This window comes from Bradyrhizobium sp. CCBAU 45384 (assembly GCF_028128665.1).
Lineage (GTDB): Bacteria > Pseudomonadota > Alphaproteobacteria > Rhizobiales > Xanthobacteraceae > Bradyrhizobium > Bradyrhizobium manausense.
The window spans coordinates 51633-64672 of sequence record NZ_LBIZ01000110.1; the positions used below are offsets into that span (position 1 = coordinate 51633).

A 13040-nucleotide genomic window follows, 5' to 3' on the forward strand; every position below is an offset into this window, starting at 1 on the left:
AACGGCCTGTTGGCGGACGCTGGCGGGCCTTGTTCACTGCGTTCCAATCGGCACAAATTTATATTGCAGTGCAATATAAAGCGCCGCCATTTTGCTGCAGAAATCCCTTCGGCCCGCAATATCGGCGCAACGGGAATCAAGTATTTTCAGATATATCAAAGCGATATATCGAAATAGGCTTCGAATCCAAGCCGGACCGTTATGCTGCACCCTTTCCGCAGCAAAGCCGCACAACAAAAAGGGCGCCCCGAGGGCGCCCCAAAAATGTTTCTGCACCCTGGCTCAGGTGTTCATGGAGTCGAAGAACTCCGAATTGCTCTTGGTCGAGCGCAGCTTGTCGAGCAGGAAGTCGATCGCGTCCATCGTGCCCATCGGATTGAGGATGCGGCGGAGCACGTACATCTTCTTGAGCACCTGCGGATCGGTAATGAGCTCCTCCTTGCGGGTGCCGGAGCGTGAGATGTCGATCGCCGGGAAGGTGCGCTTGTCCGAGACCTTGCGGTCGAGGATCAGTTCCGAGTTACCGGTGCCCTTGAACTCTTCGAAGATGACTTCGTCCATGCGGCTGCCGGTATCGACCAGCGCGGTCGCGATGATGGTGAGCGAGCCGCCCTCCTCGATGTTGCGGGCGGCACCGAAGAAGCGCTTCGGGCGCTGCAGCGCGTTGGCGTCGACACCGCCGGTGAGCACCTTGCCTGATGACGGCACCACGGTGTTGTAGGCGCGCCCGAGGCGCGTGATCGAATCGAGCAGGATGACGACGTCGCGGCCGTGCTCGACCAGGCGCTTGGCTTTCTCGATCACCATTTCGGCGACCTGGACGTGACGCACCGCCGGCTCGTCGAAGGTCGACGACACTACCTCGCCCTTCACCGAGCGCTGCATGTCGGTGACTTCTTCCGGACGCTCGTCGATCAAGAGCACGATCAGATAGCAATCGGGATGATTGGCCGTGATCGAATGCGCGATGTTCTGCATCAGCACGGTCTTACCGGTGCGCGGCGGCGCGACGATCAGCGCGCGCTGGCCCTTGCCGATCGGCGCGACGATATCGATCACGCGTGCGGACAGGTCCTTCCGCGTCGGATCGTCGATTTCCATGCGGAAACGCTGATTCGGAAACAGTGGCGTGAGGTTGTCGAAATTGACCTTGTGCTTGGCCTTTTCCGGGTCCTCGAAATTGAGCGTGTTGACCTTCAGCAGCGCAAAATAGCGCTCGCCCTCTTTCGGGCTGCGAATATGGCCTTCGATGGTATCGCCAGTGCGCAGGCCAAAGCGGCGAATCTGCGAGGGCGAAACGTAGATGTCGTCAGGGCCCGGCAGATAATTGGCATCGGGCGAGCGGAGGAAGCCGAAGCCGTCGGAGAGCACCTCGACCACGCCCTGGCCGACAATGTCGGTCTCGGCGAGCGCGAGCTGCTTGAGGATGGCGAACAACAGCTCCTGCTTGCGCATGGTGCTGGCATTCTCGACCCCATTCTCCTCCGCGAACGAGACGAGCTCGGCCGGCGTTTTGGATTTGAGGTCTTCGAGTTTGATTTCCCGCATTGGGGTGGTCCTGTGGGGTAACCTTGGGAGGGGTGCGAGGAGGCTCTGAAATGCGGACGTGAGAAGGTAAGGTCCGCAGGTCTGGCAAGGTTAAGTGCCGGTGGGGGCTTCAAACCTGATGCGGTGTCCGGCCTTCAAAAAGCTCGGACACAACCACATCCGCCTGCGTTGGGTGGGATATCGATAATATAGAAAATCGCTTTCCACTCCGCAAGCCGAAGCTCTGAGCGATCGTTCACGTTTCCTGCCTCAAATCTCGCCTAGAACGGCTTCACGATCACCATGATGACGATGATGATCATCAGGGCGGTCGGCAACTCATTGATAATCCGGAAGAATTTCTGGCTGTGCGGGCGCTTGTCGGCGGCGAAGTCCTTGAGCCAGCGGGAAAAAAAGCCGTGGACCGCGGACAGCGCCAGCACCATTGCCAGTTTTACGTGCAGCCAGCCGAAGCTGAACCAATGGCCGGCCCAGGCGAGATACAGCCCGGCGAGCCAGGTGAGGATCATGGCGGGGTTGATGATCGCCTTGAGCAGGCGGCGTTCCATGACCTTGAAGGTTTCTGACTGCTTCGAGCCGATCTCGGCTTCGCAGTGATAGACGAACAGCCTGGGCAGATAGAGCATGCCGGCCATCCAGGCGATGACCGCGATCACGTGCACCGCCTTGATCCAGAGATAGACGTCTTCGAACATGTCAGGCGTCCGACTTTGCGCCCAGCCGTCAGGCGGGCTGGGGATAGTAAGAACTCGTTAAGGTCTCACCTCCACACATATCCGTCCCTAGGGCCTTCCTCAAATCTAGAATCTTAGATTCTTAAAGGTTTGAGTCTGAGTGACCGTGGATTGGACTCACACAATGCCGTCCGCGCGGTCGCGAGCGCTTGTTCACATCCATCAACACGTCCCGGGCCGGTTCCCGTCCGGCCGGATAAATGGTCCTGATACAAAGGCTTGCGCATCTCTGTCCGCAGCCTATCAACGGGGTTATCCGCGCAATCCCGCTTCGCTCTCGACAGGCCGTCGGATTTGTTCTGACGGGCAGCGGTGTGAAGAAAATTGGCAGATGTCCCGCCCCTGGTGTCGCACAACCCTTTCCGAGGGGTTAAGCTCCACAGAAATCCACAAACCACACAGCCCCCATACAAAGAGTTTTTGTGCCGACCTCGAGCAATTATTTCCATCTGCACCTCGTCTCCGACTCCACCGGTGAGACCCTGATTACGGTCGCGCGCGCCGTCGCAGCGCAGTACGCGAATGTCACGCCGGTCGAGCATGTCTATCCGCTGGTGCGCAGCCAGAAGCAGCTCGACCGCGTGCTCGACGAGATCGAGGAAGCGCCCGGGATCGTGCTGTTCACGTTGCTGGAGAAGGATCTGGTCTCCAGGCTCGAGGACAAGTGCAAGGCGATCAATGTTCCGAGCCTGTCGATCATCGGCCCGGTCATGCAATTGTTCGAAGCCTATCTGGGTGCCGCGACCACGGGCCGCGTCGGTGCGCAGCACGTGCTCAACGCCGAATATTTCAAGCGCATCGATGCGCTGAACTACACGATGATCCATGACGACGGGCAGCATGTTGAAGGTCTGGAGGAAGCCGACGTCGTGCTGGTCGGCGTGTCCCGCACCTCGAAGACGCCGACCTCGATCTATCTCGCCAATCGCGGCATCCGCACCGCCAACGTGCCGCTGGTCCCGGGCATTCCCGTGCCGGCGCAGCTGGAGACATTGACCCGGCCGCTGGTGGTGAGCCTGCACGCAACGCCGGAACGCCTGATCCAGATCCGCCAGAACCGCCTGCTCTCGATGGGCGCCGAATCCGGATCGGGCAGCGACTCCTATACCGACAGGCAATCGGTGACCGAAGAGGTCGCGTTTGCGCGCAAGCTGAGCGCCAAGCACGACTGGCCGCTGCTTGACGTCACCCGGCGCTCGATCGAGGAAACCGCAGCGGCGATCATGAAGCTCTACAGCGATCGCCAACGCAACCGGCCCCCGGAATAGCTTTCGACATGGGTCTATGGCGCGGCAAAACTCCGTTGATCCTGGCCTCGCAGAGCAGCGCACGCAAAATGCTGCTGGCGAATGCCGGACTCGAATTCAAGGCCATGACGGCTGACATCGACGAACGCGGCATTCAGGTTGCGTCCAAGCTCTCGAATCCGCGTGAGATCGGTCTGCTGCTGGCACGCGAGAAGGCGAAAGCAGTCTCGACCAATCAACCGGGGAGCTATGTGATCGGTGCTGACCAGACGCTGGCACTCGGCGACCGCCTTTTTAACAAGCCTGCCGGGCGCACACAGGCGCTGGCACAATTGCGAGATCTCGCGGGCCGCACGCACGAGCTGAATTCAGCCGTGGCGGTGGCACATGACGGCAGGATCGTCTTTGAGGACGTCTCGATAGCTCGCATGACCATGCGGCAGATGGCCGAGGCCGAGCTTTCAGCCTATCTCGACGCGGCTGGCGAGGCGGTCACGACCAGCGTCGGCGCCTATCAGCTCGAAGGGCTGGGCATCCATCTGTTCGAACGTCTCGAGGGCGACCATTTCACCATTCTCGGCCTGCCGCTGTTGCCGTTGCTTGCGTTCCTGCGGAGCGAGCGGCTGGTTGCGGTCTAACTGACAGGGATGGCTGCGCGCTGATGCGGATCCTGGGACTAACCGGCTCGATCGGGATGGGTAAATCCACCACCGCAAAGTTGTTCGCGGAGGCGGGCGTGCCCGTCTACGACGCCGATGCCGCTGTCCATCAACTCTATGAAGGTGAGGCCGCGCCGGCGATCGAGGCCGCCTTCCCCGGCACCACCGCGGGCGGCAAGGTCGACAGGACCAAACTGTCCGCACGGGTGGTGCACGATCCCGCCGCGATCAAGCAGCTCGAGCGGATCGTCCATCCGATGCTCGGCGCTTCCAGGCAGAAATTTTTTGCCGATGCGGAGGCCGCCAAGGCGCCGGTCGTGGTCCTCGATATCCCGCTGCTGTTCGAGACAGGCGGCGAGAAGCGGGTCGACGCCGTCGTCGTGGTCTCGACCTCGCCGGAGCTCCAGCGCGAGCGCGTGCTGGCGCGGGGAACCATGGACGAGGCCAAGCTCAACGCCATCATCGCCAAGCAGATGCCCGACGCCGAAAAGCGCAAGCGGGCAGATTTCGTCGTGGATACCTCGGACGGACTTGAGCCGGTGCGCGCGCAAATCACGCACATCCTGGCCGAGGTCGTTAAGATGCCGCAGCGGCGGACCTGATTCGCCGAGTTCTACGGCTTCCTGCGCGGCATCTCAAAATCATGCGTGAAATCGTTCTCGATACCGAAACCACCGGCCTCGATCCGCTGCGCGGCGATCGCCTGGTCGAAATCGGCTGCGTCGAGATCTTCAACCGCATGCCGACGGGGCAGACCTATCACGTCTATATCAACCCCGAGCGGGACATGCCGGCGGAAGCCTTTGCGGTGCATGGACTGTCGTCCGAGTTTCTCTCGACCAAGCCGCTATTTCATGAGGTTGCCGGCGAATTCCTGGCATTCATCGGCGATGCGCCGCTGGTGATCCACAACGCTTCGTTCGACATCAGCTTCATCAATGCCGAGCTCGACCGGATCAAGCGCGCGCCGATTCCGCGCGAGCGGCTGGTCGATACGCTGCTGCTGGCGCGGCGCAAGCATCCCGGCGTGTCGAACCGGCTCGACGATCTCTGTTCGCGCTATTCGATCGACAATTCACACCGCACCAAGCACGGCGCGTTGCTCGACTCCGAGCTTCTGGCTGAGGTTTACGTCGATCTGGTCGGAGCGCGGCAGTCGCAGCTGCTGCTCGCGTCGGAGACCGAGGAAATTCGCGTCAATACCGCCGGCGATGCGCCGCGGCGGCAGCGGCCGGTAGCCCTTGCGCCGCGGGTGTCAGACGCCGAGCGCGAGGCCCACCGGGCCTTCATCGCAACAATGGGCGAAAAGGCGATCTGGAACGAATATCTCGCCGCTCCAGTCGCCTCTCCCGCTGGCTAGATCGACAGCTCAGGCCTGACCGGCCGGTTGCTGAGCGGCCATTTGCCGCTCCATGTTCTGGCGATAGAGACCGACGAAGTCGACCGGGTCCAGCATCAGCGGCGGGAACCCGCCGTCGCGCACGGCGGTGGCAATGATCTCGCGGGCGAATGGGAACAGCAGGCGCGGGCATTCGATCATCACCAGCGGGTGCAAATTCTCTTTCGGCACGTTGGCGATGCGGAACACGCCCGCATAGGCCAGCTCGAACGAGAACATCACCTTGCCAGCGGTCTCGGCCTTGCCTTCGACCGACAGCGTCACCTCGAATTCGGTTTCGCTGAGGTTGTTGGCGCTGACATTGATCTGGATATTGATCTGGGGTGGCTGGCTCTGCTGCTGGAGCGAGCTCGGCGCGTTCGGATTCTCGAAGGACAGGTCCTTGGTATATTGCGCCAGCACATTGAGCTGGGGAGCCTGGGCCGCCTCGGGAGGGGTGCCGTTACCGTTGGTCATCAAAATCTCTCCTTACCCGATTGGGGCTGAATTTCGCGGCGGTTGGCTAACATAGGGCCGCCTCATTCCACAAGGACGAACGGCACCCGGAGAGTCGATCCGGGCTCCGCCCACAACAGTGACGCTGGACCCGGCCTGGACACCAAATCGCACGTTAAACGCTTGAAGATGCGCGATTTCCGCCCCACGATCGGGTTTCCCCTTCGGCATAAAACGCGCTACACTTGCCGCTGTGCCAAAAGGCGCCATTGGCCGGGCCAGATTTCGTGCCTACATCCCGCGGACGAGACGCGCGGGCCAAAAAGGGTGATGTCATCTTGCCGTTCCGGTATGGAACGGTCTACTGGCCGGATTGATTTTCCCGGCAGCGACCCCAAAGAAGCCTTGGCCCAAAAGACTTGGGTAAAGACCAGAAAGCGATACGACGTGGACATCTACACCATCATCTTCCTTGCGCTGGCGGTCTTTATTTTTCTGCGGCTGCGTAGCGTGCTGGGGCAGCGGACGGGCAACGAGCGCCCGCCGTTCGACCGCACCGCCCGCAATGCGCTGGGTGGTGCCCCGGACAAGAACGTCGTGACCATGCCGGGCAAGGTGATCGATCAGCCGCCGCTGGCGCCGACGGCCGAGCCGGCGCCGCCGTCGGACCGCTGGAAGGGCCTGACCGAGCCGGGCACCGCACTGGCCCAGGGTCTCGACGCCATCGTCGAGCGGGATTCCACCTTCGACCCGCGCCACTTCCTGTCCGGCGCCCGCGGCGCCTATGAGATGATCGTGCTCGCCTTTGCCAATGGCGATCGCCGCTCGCTGCGCGACCTGCTCTCGTCGGAGGTCTATGAAAGCTTCGACGCTGCGATCAAGGACCGCGAGAAGAACGAGCAGAAAACCGAGACGCGTTTCGTCTCGATCGACAAGGCCGAGTTGGTCGGCGCCGAGCTGCGCGACCGTACGGCGCAGCTGACCGTGCGTTTCGTCTCGCAGATGATCTCGGTCACCCGTGACAAGGCCGGCAACATCGTCGATGGCAATCCCGACAAGGTCGCCGACATCACTGACATCTGGACTTTCGCCCGCGACACCACCTCTCGCGATCCGAACTGGAAGTTGGTTGGCACCGGAAGCGCGAATTAAGATCTTTCTGAAGAACAGCGCGACCGCGCTTTGCGCAGGTCTCGTCGTGCTGGCTTCGTTTTCGCTTGGCGCCGAGGCTGCACGGCGCCACTACCGCAGTCATCATCACCGCACCCCCCAAGTCGCCGCGATCCCGCCGCGCGCACTGCCCTATCCGCAGCTCCCGCTTCCGTTCGAAATTCCCGGCGCGCAATACCTGCCGCTGGCCTGGGCCGACGTGAAGGGCTGGAGCGATGACGATCATCTCGCCGCCTACAAGACCTTTCGCGCCAGCTGCCGCTCGATCAACGCACAGACCGGCGCTCCTGAACCGAAAGCACTTGAAGTGAAGGCTCTCGGCGGCTCGTTGAGCGAGCCCTGCCGCGCCGCCAAGTCGCGCGAGCCGAGCGACGATGCCAGCGCAAAGGCTTTCTTCGAAGAAAATTTTGCGCCGCTGCGCATCTCGCGCCTCGGCGAGCCCGATGGCTTCGTCACCGGCTATTACGAGCCGGTGCTGGAAGGATCGCGCACGCAGAGCGAAATCTACAACGTGCCGGTCTATCGCCGACCCTCCAACCTGTTCGTGCGCGGCTTCAATCAGGCCTCCGTCAACCTGCCCAACAAGGGGCCTGTGTATCGCAAGATCGGCCGCCGCAAGCTCGTGCCCTATTACGACCGCGGCGAGATCGAGGACGGCAAGATCGCCGGCCGCGGGCTGGAGATCGCCTGGCTGAAGGACCCGACGGATCTCTTGTTCGCCCAGATCCAGGGCTCGGCGCGGATCAAGTTCGAGGACGGCTCGACCATCCGGCTCAATTACGATTCCTATAACGGCTATCCCTACACGGCGGTCGGGCGCATCCTGATCGAGCGCGGCATCATTCCGAAGGAAGAGATGTCGATGCAGAAGATCAGGGAGTGGATGGCGCAAAACCCTGATGGCGCCAAGGAGCTGCGGCGGCAGAACCGCTCCTACATCTTCTTCCACGAGGTCAATCTGTCCGACAAGGACGAGGCGGTCGGGGCGCAAGGCATTCCGCTGACCGCCGGCCGCTCGATCGCGGTCGACAAGTCGCTGCATGTCTATGGCACGCCGTTCTTCATCGAAGGCGAGCTGCCGATCGAGTCCGACCGCGCCAGGACGCCGTTCCATCGTTTGATGATCGCGCAGGATACCGGCTCCGCCATTATCGGGCCTGCCCGCGCGGATCTCTATTTTGGTGCGGGGCTTGAAGCCGGCCGTGTCTCGGGACGGCTGCGCCACCCCATGCATTTCGTCATGCTGGTGCCGAAGAGCCTCGATCCTAATGTGCGCGCAGCCAGGCTGCCGGTGCCGGATCCGCGGCCGTCGGAGAAGATCGCAAAACTGTTTCCGCAAGCACCTGCGGCGAAGCCGGTTGCGTCCGTCGCAACCTCAGGCAAGGACGAGACTGTCGCTGTTGCGAGCCCGGTGCCGCTTCCGGCGCCGCGTCCTGTGATAGAACCTGTCCGCGAACCGCGCAGGCACATGAAGACCCGTCCCCACCAGCAATGAAGCGATCGTCCCGTCCGCCCGTGCCGGATCCGCGTCCCTCGCCGCGCCGTCGTGGCTTAAGCGAGGAAGATCGCGAGCTGTGGGATCTCGTCGCAAAGCAGGTCAAGCCGCTGCGGAAGCCTCGTGCGACCAAGCTGCACACCGCGCCGCGCGCTGAACCCTCGCCGGCGTCGCCGGTCGCCAAGCCGGTCGCCAAGCAAGCATTGTCGCCGCGACTCCTGGCTGCGGCCTCGGCCCCGCGGCCGTCAAAACCGTCGTTGCCGCCGCTCGCCCCGCTCGGCAAGCGCGAACGCACAAAACTGTCGCGTGGCCGCAGCGAGATCGAGGCGCGGCTTGATCTGCACGGCATGACCCAGACGCGTGCCCACCGCGCGCTGACCGGCTTCCTGCATCGTGCCCATCATGATGGCCTGACCTTCGTGCTTGTGATCACCGGCAAGGGCCGCAGCGGCGGCGAAAGCGGCGTGCTGCGTCGGCAAGTGCCGGAATGGCTGAGCCTGCCTGAATTCCGCGCTTTCGTGGTCGGGTTCGAGGAAGCCGGCATCGGCCATGGCGGCGAGGGTGCGCTGTATGTGCGAATCCGGCGGGCGCGGTACTAAAACGGCCTCACAATCCCGACGCGCGGGATCAGGGTGATGGTCAGGCCGAAGATGTTTGTCTTTCGGTCCTCGGCCGGAATCAGCGGCGTCTCGTGCCTGGCTGGCAGCATCTTCACGGCGTGCAGGATCAGGACCATGCACACCGCCCAATTCGACATCCAGCGTGAATAGTCGAACACCATCGCGAACATCACGAGATAGGCCAGGCTGACGCCGATCAGGGCCGCGACGACGAGGCGGCGGTGGAGATCGCTCGCGAGGGCGCGGATCAGGCCGGCGAAATAGCGCCACAGCGGCGTGTGCAGCCAGAACAGCAGCGCGAACACGGGAATGCCGAGACTGTTGTGCGGCAGCCAGGCCCAGGTGTCGGAGACTTCCTTCGAGAGCGGCTGGTACCAGATGTAGGCGAACTGCAGCAGATCCTCGCGTGACGAATCGGCCATCCTGGTCTTCAGATAGGCGAGGAAATCAGCCTGCGGGATCGGCATGGTGCCGAGGAACTGCGCTGCGAAGAACAGCGCGCTGATGCAGAGCAATGCCGTGATGCCGAATGCGACATTGGCTCTGGTGATGCCGTACGAGAGATAATGCCTGATGACGACGATGGTGATGATGGTCGGCACATACATCAAGAGATGAATGTGGTGGATCAGCACGAGGATGATCGAAAACAATGCCGCCGTCGCCACGAACAGCAATGAGCCCGCCGGCATCAGCAGCAGGACCAGCGCGAAGAGGCAGCCATAGATGTCGAAATGGCCGAGCGTGTGCATGAAATTCTTCAGGAAGTACGGCGAGCCGGCGATGAAGACGAACAGCGGCAGCGTCTTCGCGGTGAAGCCGAACGTCTTCTGAAACAGCCGCACGAACAGCGCCAGCGTCGCCAGCCACGCCGTTCCCGAGATCGCGAACACGAGCCACACCGGCACCTTCGCGGTGAACAGCGCAACGATCGCCCCGATCAGGGCGCGCTTGATGAAGCCGAAATGATAGTCGACGACAAGATGGATGTAGGGGACGTAAGGCGGCAGCTTCACCTTGTGAATGAAGACACCGATGATCACGGCCGCGTTGATCGCGAGCAGCAGCCGCCAGGGGTTTTTCTTGACGTCAGCGAGCATGTGGCACCAGCGGCGCGCCACGCTCCGCCGTCGTCCCGGGCAAGCGAAGCGCGACCCGGGACCCATAACCACAGGATGTTGCTTGAGCCAAGAGCGGAGCCGCTATCTTTTCCAATAAGAAATGCCGGTGGTTATGGGTCCCTGCTTTCGCAGGGACGACAACCGATTGATAGCGCGGGCCTGCCGAATTACAAAATGAACCGGCTCAGGTCGGCGTTCCTGGCGAGGTCACCGACGTGCTTCTGCACGAAATCGGCATCGACCCTGATGGTCTCGCCGTTGCGGTCGGGGGCGGTGAAGGAGATCTCGTCCAGCACCCGCTCCATGACGGTCTGCAGCCTACGCGCGCCGATATTCTCGACGGTGGAATTGACGGCGACCGCGACGTCGGCGAGCGCGTCGATGGCGCTGTCGGTGATGTCGAGCGTCACGCCCTCGGTCTGCATCAAGGCGACATATTGCTTGATCAGCGAGGCCTCGGGCTCGGTCAGGATGCGGCGCATGTCGTCGCGGGTCAGCGCCTGCAATTCGACGCGGATCGGCAGGCGGCCCTGCAGCTCCGGCAAGAGGTCCGACGGCTTGGCGACGTGGAAGGCGCCGGAGGCGATGAACAGGATGTGGTCGGTCTTGACCGCGCCATGCTTGGTCGAGACCGTGGTGCCCTCGATCAGCGGCAACAGGTCGCGCTGCACGCCCTCGCGCGAGACGTCGCCGGCGGCGCGGCCTTCGCGGGCGCAGATCTTGTCGATCTCGTCGAGGAAGACGATGCCGTTGTTCTCGACCGCGCTGATCGCCTCCAGCGTGAGCTGATCAGTATCGAGCAGCTTGTCGGATTCCTCGTTGACGAGAATCTCGTGCGAGCCCTCGACGGTCAGTCGCCGCGTCTTGCTGCGGCCGCCCAGCTTGCCGAAGATGTCGCCGATCGAGATGGCGCCCATCTGCGCGCCCGGCATGCCCGGGATCTCGAACATCGGCATGCCGCCGCCTGAGGACTGCGTCTCGATCTCGATTTCCTTGTCGTTCAATTCGCCGGCGCGCAGCTTCTTGCGGAAGGATTCCCGCGTCGCCGAGCTTGCATTGGCGCCGACCAGCGCATCGAGCACGCGCTCCTCGGCGGCGAGCTGGGCGCGGGCCTGCACGTCCTTGCGCTTCTTCTCCCGGACCTGGGCGATCGCGACCTCGACGAGGTCGCGCACGATCTGCTCGACGTCGCGGCCGACATAGCCGACCTCGGTGAATTTTGTGGCTTCCACCTTCAGGAACGGCGCGTTCGCAAGCCTGGCAAGACGGCGCGCGATCTCGGTTTTGCCGACGCCGGTGGGCCCGATCATCAGGATGTTCTTGGGCAGCACCTCTTCGCGCAGCGAGCCGGTGAGCTGCTGCCGGCGCCAGCGGTTGCGCAGCGCGATCGAGACGGCGCGCTTGGCGTCGCCCTGGCCGACGATGAAACGGTCGAGTTCGGATACGATTTCGCGGGGGGAAAAATCTGTCATGGCACCTTAGCTAGGATCGGAAACCGGCGGGGACAAGCCGCTTTTTGGGTCATCAGATGATCGGCGGACCGGATTGCCATTGCTTCACGGCCTCGATCGGATGGATCAGCATCAGGATGTTGAGCGTCAGATTGTCCCTGATGTGCAGCGCCAGCATGAGCTCGAAGGCGAGCCCGAGCGCGACGGTTGCGGTAACAGGAAGCACGCGTGCGGTGAGGAACCCCAGCGCCATGAACAGCGTGTCCGAGACCGAATTGACGATGCTGTCGCCGTAATAATCCAGCGAGATCGTGCCGGCGCGGTAGCGCTCGATGATGAATGGCGAATTCTCGACGATCTCCCAGGCGCCCTCGATCAGCATCGCGATGATCAGCCGTGCCGGCCAGCTGAGATGCCGCGAAAACAGCAGCCACGTCAGCCCGTAGAACAGGAAGCCGTGCAGCACGTGCGAGAAACTGTACCAGTCGGCGATGTGCTGGGAATTCTCCGAGCTGTTCACCACGCCGTGCCACAGCTTGACATAGCCGCAGGTGCAGATCGGCACGCGCCCCATCGCAAACAGGATCGAGGCCTGCAGCGCCAGCAGCAGCAGCGCGATGCCGAGGAAGGCGAGCGGCGGCAGTGCGGCCCTGCTCTCGCGTGTGCTCGTCAGGGTCACGGTTCACGCACCATCAACAGCGCGGTGCCATCCGGCGTCTCGACCATGCGGTCGCGGACGAAGCCTGATTTCTCGTAGGCGCGCAAGGCGCGCAGGTTGAGCGGATCGGGATCGGTGACCATGCGCGGCAGGCCGTTGCCGAACTGCTCATCGACAAATTGGCGGATGAACGCCGAACCATGGCCGCGTCCGATCATGTCGCTGACGCCGATGAACTGGTCGATTCCACGCGTGCCCTCCGGCTGTGGCCCGAAGCCCGTATTCCAGGCGGTCAGGCGATAGCATTGAAGATAGCCGAACGGCCGGTTGCCGGCCAAGACGATGAACTGCTCCATCGCCGGTTCATCGAGATCGCCGCTGACGAGTGCAAACTGCTCGCCCGGATCGCCCCACCATTCCCGCACATGCGCTTCGCCAAGCCATCGCCGGATCAGCGGCAAATCGGCCGCGCTCAGCGGGTGGAAGGCGTAGCTGAGCTCCAC

Annotated in this window: 14 protein-coding genes; 7 read left to right on the plus strand and 7 right to left on the minus strand. The window is 62.6% G+C overall.

The window, feature by feature from the left end; all coding sequences use genetic code 11:
- Positions 1-282 precede the first annotated feature (282 nt).
- Positions 283-1548: a transcription termination factor Rho gene (rho, locus tag XH80_RS20980; RefSeq protein ID WP_057751982.1), complete on the minus strand. Its 1266-nt coding sequence runs from the start codon at positions 1546-1548 to the stop codon at positions 283-285.
- A gap of 260 nt (positions 1549-1808) precedes the next feature.
- Positions 1809-2243 carry a protoporphyrinogen oxidase HemJ gene (hemJ, locus tag XH80_RS20985; RefSeq protein ID WP_271600222.1) on the minus strand — a complete coding sequence of 145 codons (435 nt, stop codon included), beginning with the start codon at positions 2241-2243 and terminating at the stop codon, positions 1809-1811.
- Positions 2244-2704: 461 nt separating this feature from the next.
- Here hemJ and XH80_RS20990 point away from each other — a divergent pair, with 461 nt between their 5' ends.
- The 4 genes from XH80_RS20990 to dnaQ are packed head-to-tail and all read left to right on the plus strand — an operon-like array spanning position 2705 to position 5548.
- A complete protein-coding gene (locus XH80_RS20990; RefSeq protein WP_057751988.1) occupies positions 2705-3550 on the plus strand; it encodes a pyruvate, water dikinase regulatory protein in 846 nt (281 codons plus the stop codon).
- Positions 3551-3558: 8 nt separating this feature from the next.
- Positions 3559-4167 (plus strand): Maf family nucleotide pyrophosphatase, encoded by a 609-nt coding sequence (locus XH80_RS20995; RefSeq protein ID WP_271600223.1) that lies wholly within the window; start codon positions 3559-3561, stop codon positions 4165-4167.
- 23 nt (positions 4168-4190) lie between these two features.
- The gene (coaE, locus tag XH80_RS21000) at positions 4191-4790 is read left to right on the plus strand and encodes a dephospho-CoA kinase (RefSeq protein ID WP_271600224.1); all 600 of its coding nucleotides are present in this window, start codon (positions 4191-4193) and stop codon (positions 4788-4790) included.
- Positions 4791-4831: 41 nt separating this feature from the next.
- On the plus strand, positions 4832-5548 hold the full coding sequence (dnaQ, locus tag XH80_RS21005; RefSeq protein ID WP_271600225.1) for a DNA polymerase III subunit epsilon: 717 nt from the start codon (positions 4832-4834) through the stop codon (positions 5546-5548).
- 9 nt (positions 5549-5557) lie between these two features.
- Here the strand turns inward: dnaQ and secB are convergent, their stop codons facing one another.
- Positions 5558-6043 (minus strand): protein-export chaperone SecB, encoded by a 486-nt coding sequence (secB, locus tag XH80_RS21010; protein ID WP_057752001.1) that lies wholly within the window; start codon positions 6041-6043, stop codon positions 5558-5560.
- 426 nt (positions 6044-6469) lie between these two features.
- On the opposite strand from secB, the gene XH80_RS21015 reads away from it, so the two are divergent.
- From XH80_RS21015 to XH80_RS21025, 3 genes are read left to right on the plus strand one after another with little or no spacing between them, the layout of a single operon-like run.
- Entirely contained in the window at positions 6470-7174 is a 705-nt protein-coding gene (locus XH80_RS21015) for a Tim44/TimA family putative adaptor protein (RefSeq protein WP_057752362.1), read from the plus strand.
- Positions 7152-8687 (plus strand): murein transglycosylase A, encoded by a 1536-nt coding sequence (mltA, locus tag XH80_RS21020; protein WP_271600226.1) that lies wholly within the window; start codon positions 7152-7154, stop codon positions 8685-8687. The genes XH80_RS21015 and mltA overlap by 23 nt, the downstream gene beginning before the upstream one ends.
- Positions 8684-9286, plus strand: a complete 603-nt coding sequence (locus XH80_RS21025; RefSeq protein ID WP_271600227.1) for a Smr/MutS family protein — start codon at positions 8684-8686, stop codon at positions 9284-9286. Before mltA ends, XH80_RS21025 begins: the two co-directional genes overlap by 4 nt.
- Here the strand turns inward: XH80_RS21025 and XH80_RS21030 are convergent.
- From XH80_RS21030 to XH80_RS21045, 4 genes are all read right to left on the minus strand, one after another.
- Positions 9283-10407 (minus strand): hypothetical protein, encoded by a 1125-nt coding sequence (locus XH80_RS21030; RefSeq protein WP_271600377.1) that lies wholly within the window; start codon positions 10405-10407, stop codon positions 9283-9285. The two genes, XH80_RS21025 and XH80_RS21030, sit on opposite strands and share 4 nt — an antisense overlap.
- 188 nt (positions 10408-10595) lie before the next feature.
- Entirely contained in the window at positions 10596-11900 is a 1305-nt protein-coding gene (hslU, locus tag XH80_RS21035) for an ATP-dependent protease ATPase subunit HslU (protein ID WP_057752011.1), read from the minus strand.
- A 52-nt stretch (positions 11901-11952) separates the two neighbouring features.
- The gene (locus tag XH80_RS21040) at positions 11953-12558 is read right to left on the minus strand and encodes a DUF2585 domain-containing protein (protein ID WP_271600228.1); all 606 of its coding nucleotides are present in this window, start codon (positions 12556-12558) and stop codon (positions 11953-11955) included.
- Positions 12555-13040 carry a GNAT family N-acetyltransferase gene (locus tag XH80_RS21045; protein ID WP_271600229.1) on the minus strand — a complete coding sequence of 162 codons (486 nt, stop codon included), beginning with the start codon at positions 13038-13040 and terminating at the stop codon, positions 12555-12557. Before XH80_RS21045 ends, XH80_RS21040 begins: the two co-directional genes overlap by 4 nt.

What these genes read in the sequence shown, in the direction of transcription:
- secB (WP_057752001.1), bottom strand. Translation starts at nt 6,043, where the DNA reads ATGACCAACGGTAACGGCACCCCTCCCGAGGCGGCCCAGGCTCCCCAG.
- XH80_RS20995 (WP_271600223.1), top strand. Translation starts at nt 3,559, where the DNA reads ATGGGTCTATGGCGCGGCAAAACTCCGTTGATCCTGGCCTCGCAGAGC.
- dnaQ (WP_271600225.1), top strand. Translation starts at nt 4,832, where the DNA reads ATGCGTGAAATCGTTCTCGATACCGAAACCACCGGCCTCGATCCGCTG.
- hslU (WP_057752011.1), bottom strand. Translation starts at nt 11,900, where the DNA reads ATGACAGATTTTTCCCCCCGCGAAATCGTATCCGAACTCGACCGTTTC.
- XH80_RS21025 (WP_271600227.1), top strand. Translation starts at nt 8,684, where the DNA reads ATGAAGCGATCGTCCCGTCCGCCCGTGCCGGATCCGCGTCCCTCGCCG.
- hemJ (WP_271600222.1), bottom strand. Translation starts at nt 2,243, where the DNA reads ATGTTCGAAGACGTCTATCTCTGGATCAAGGCGGTGCACGTGATCGCG.
- coaE (WP_271600224.1), top strand. Translation starts at nt 4,191, where the DNA reads ATGCGGATCCTGGGACTAACCGGCTCGATCGGGATGGGTAAATCCACC.
- rho (WP_057751982.1), bottom strand. Translation starts at nt 1,548, where the DNA reads ATGCGGGAAATCAAACTCGAAGACCTCAAATCCAAAACGCCGGCCGAG.
- XH80_RS21030 (WP_271600377.1), bottom strand. Translation starts at nt 10,407, where the DNA reads ATGCTCGCTGACGTCAAGAAAAACCCCTGGCGGCTGCTGCTCGCGATC.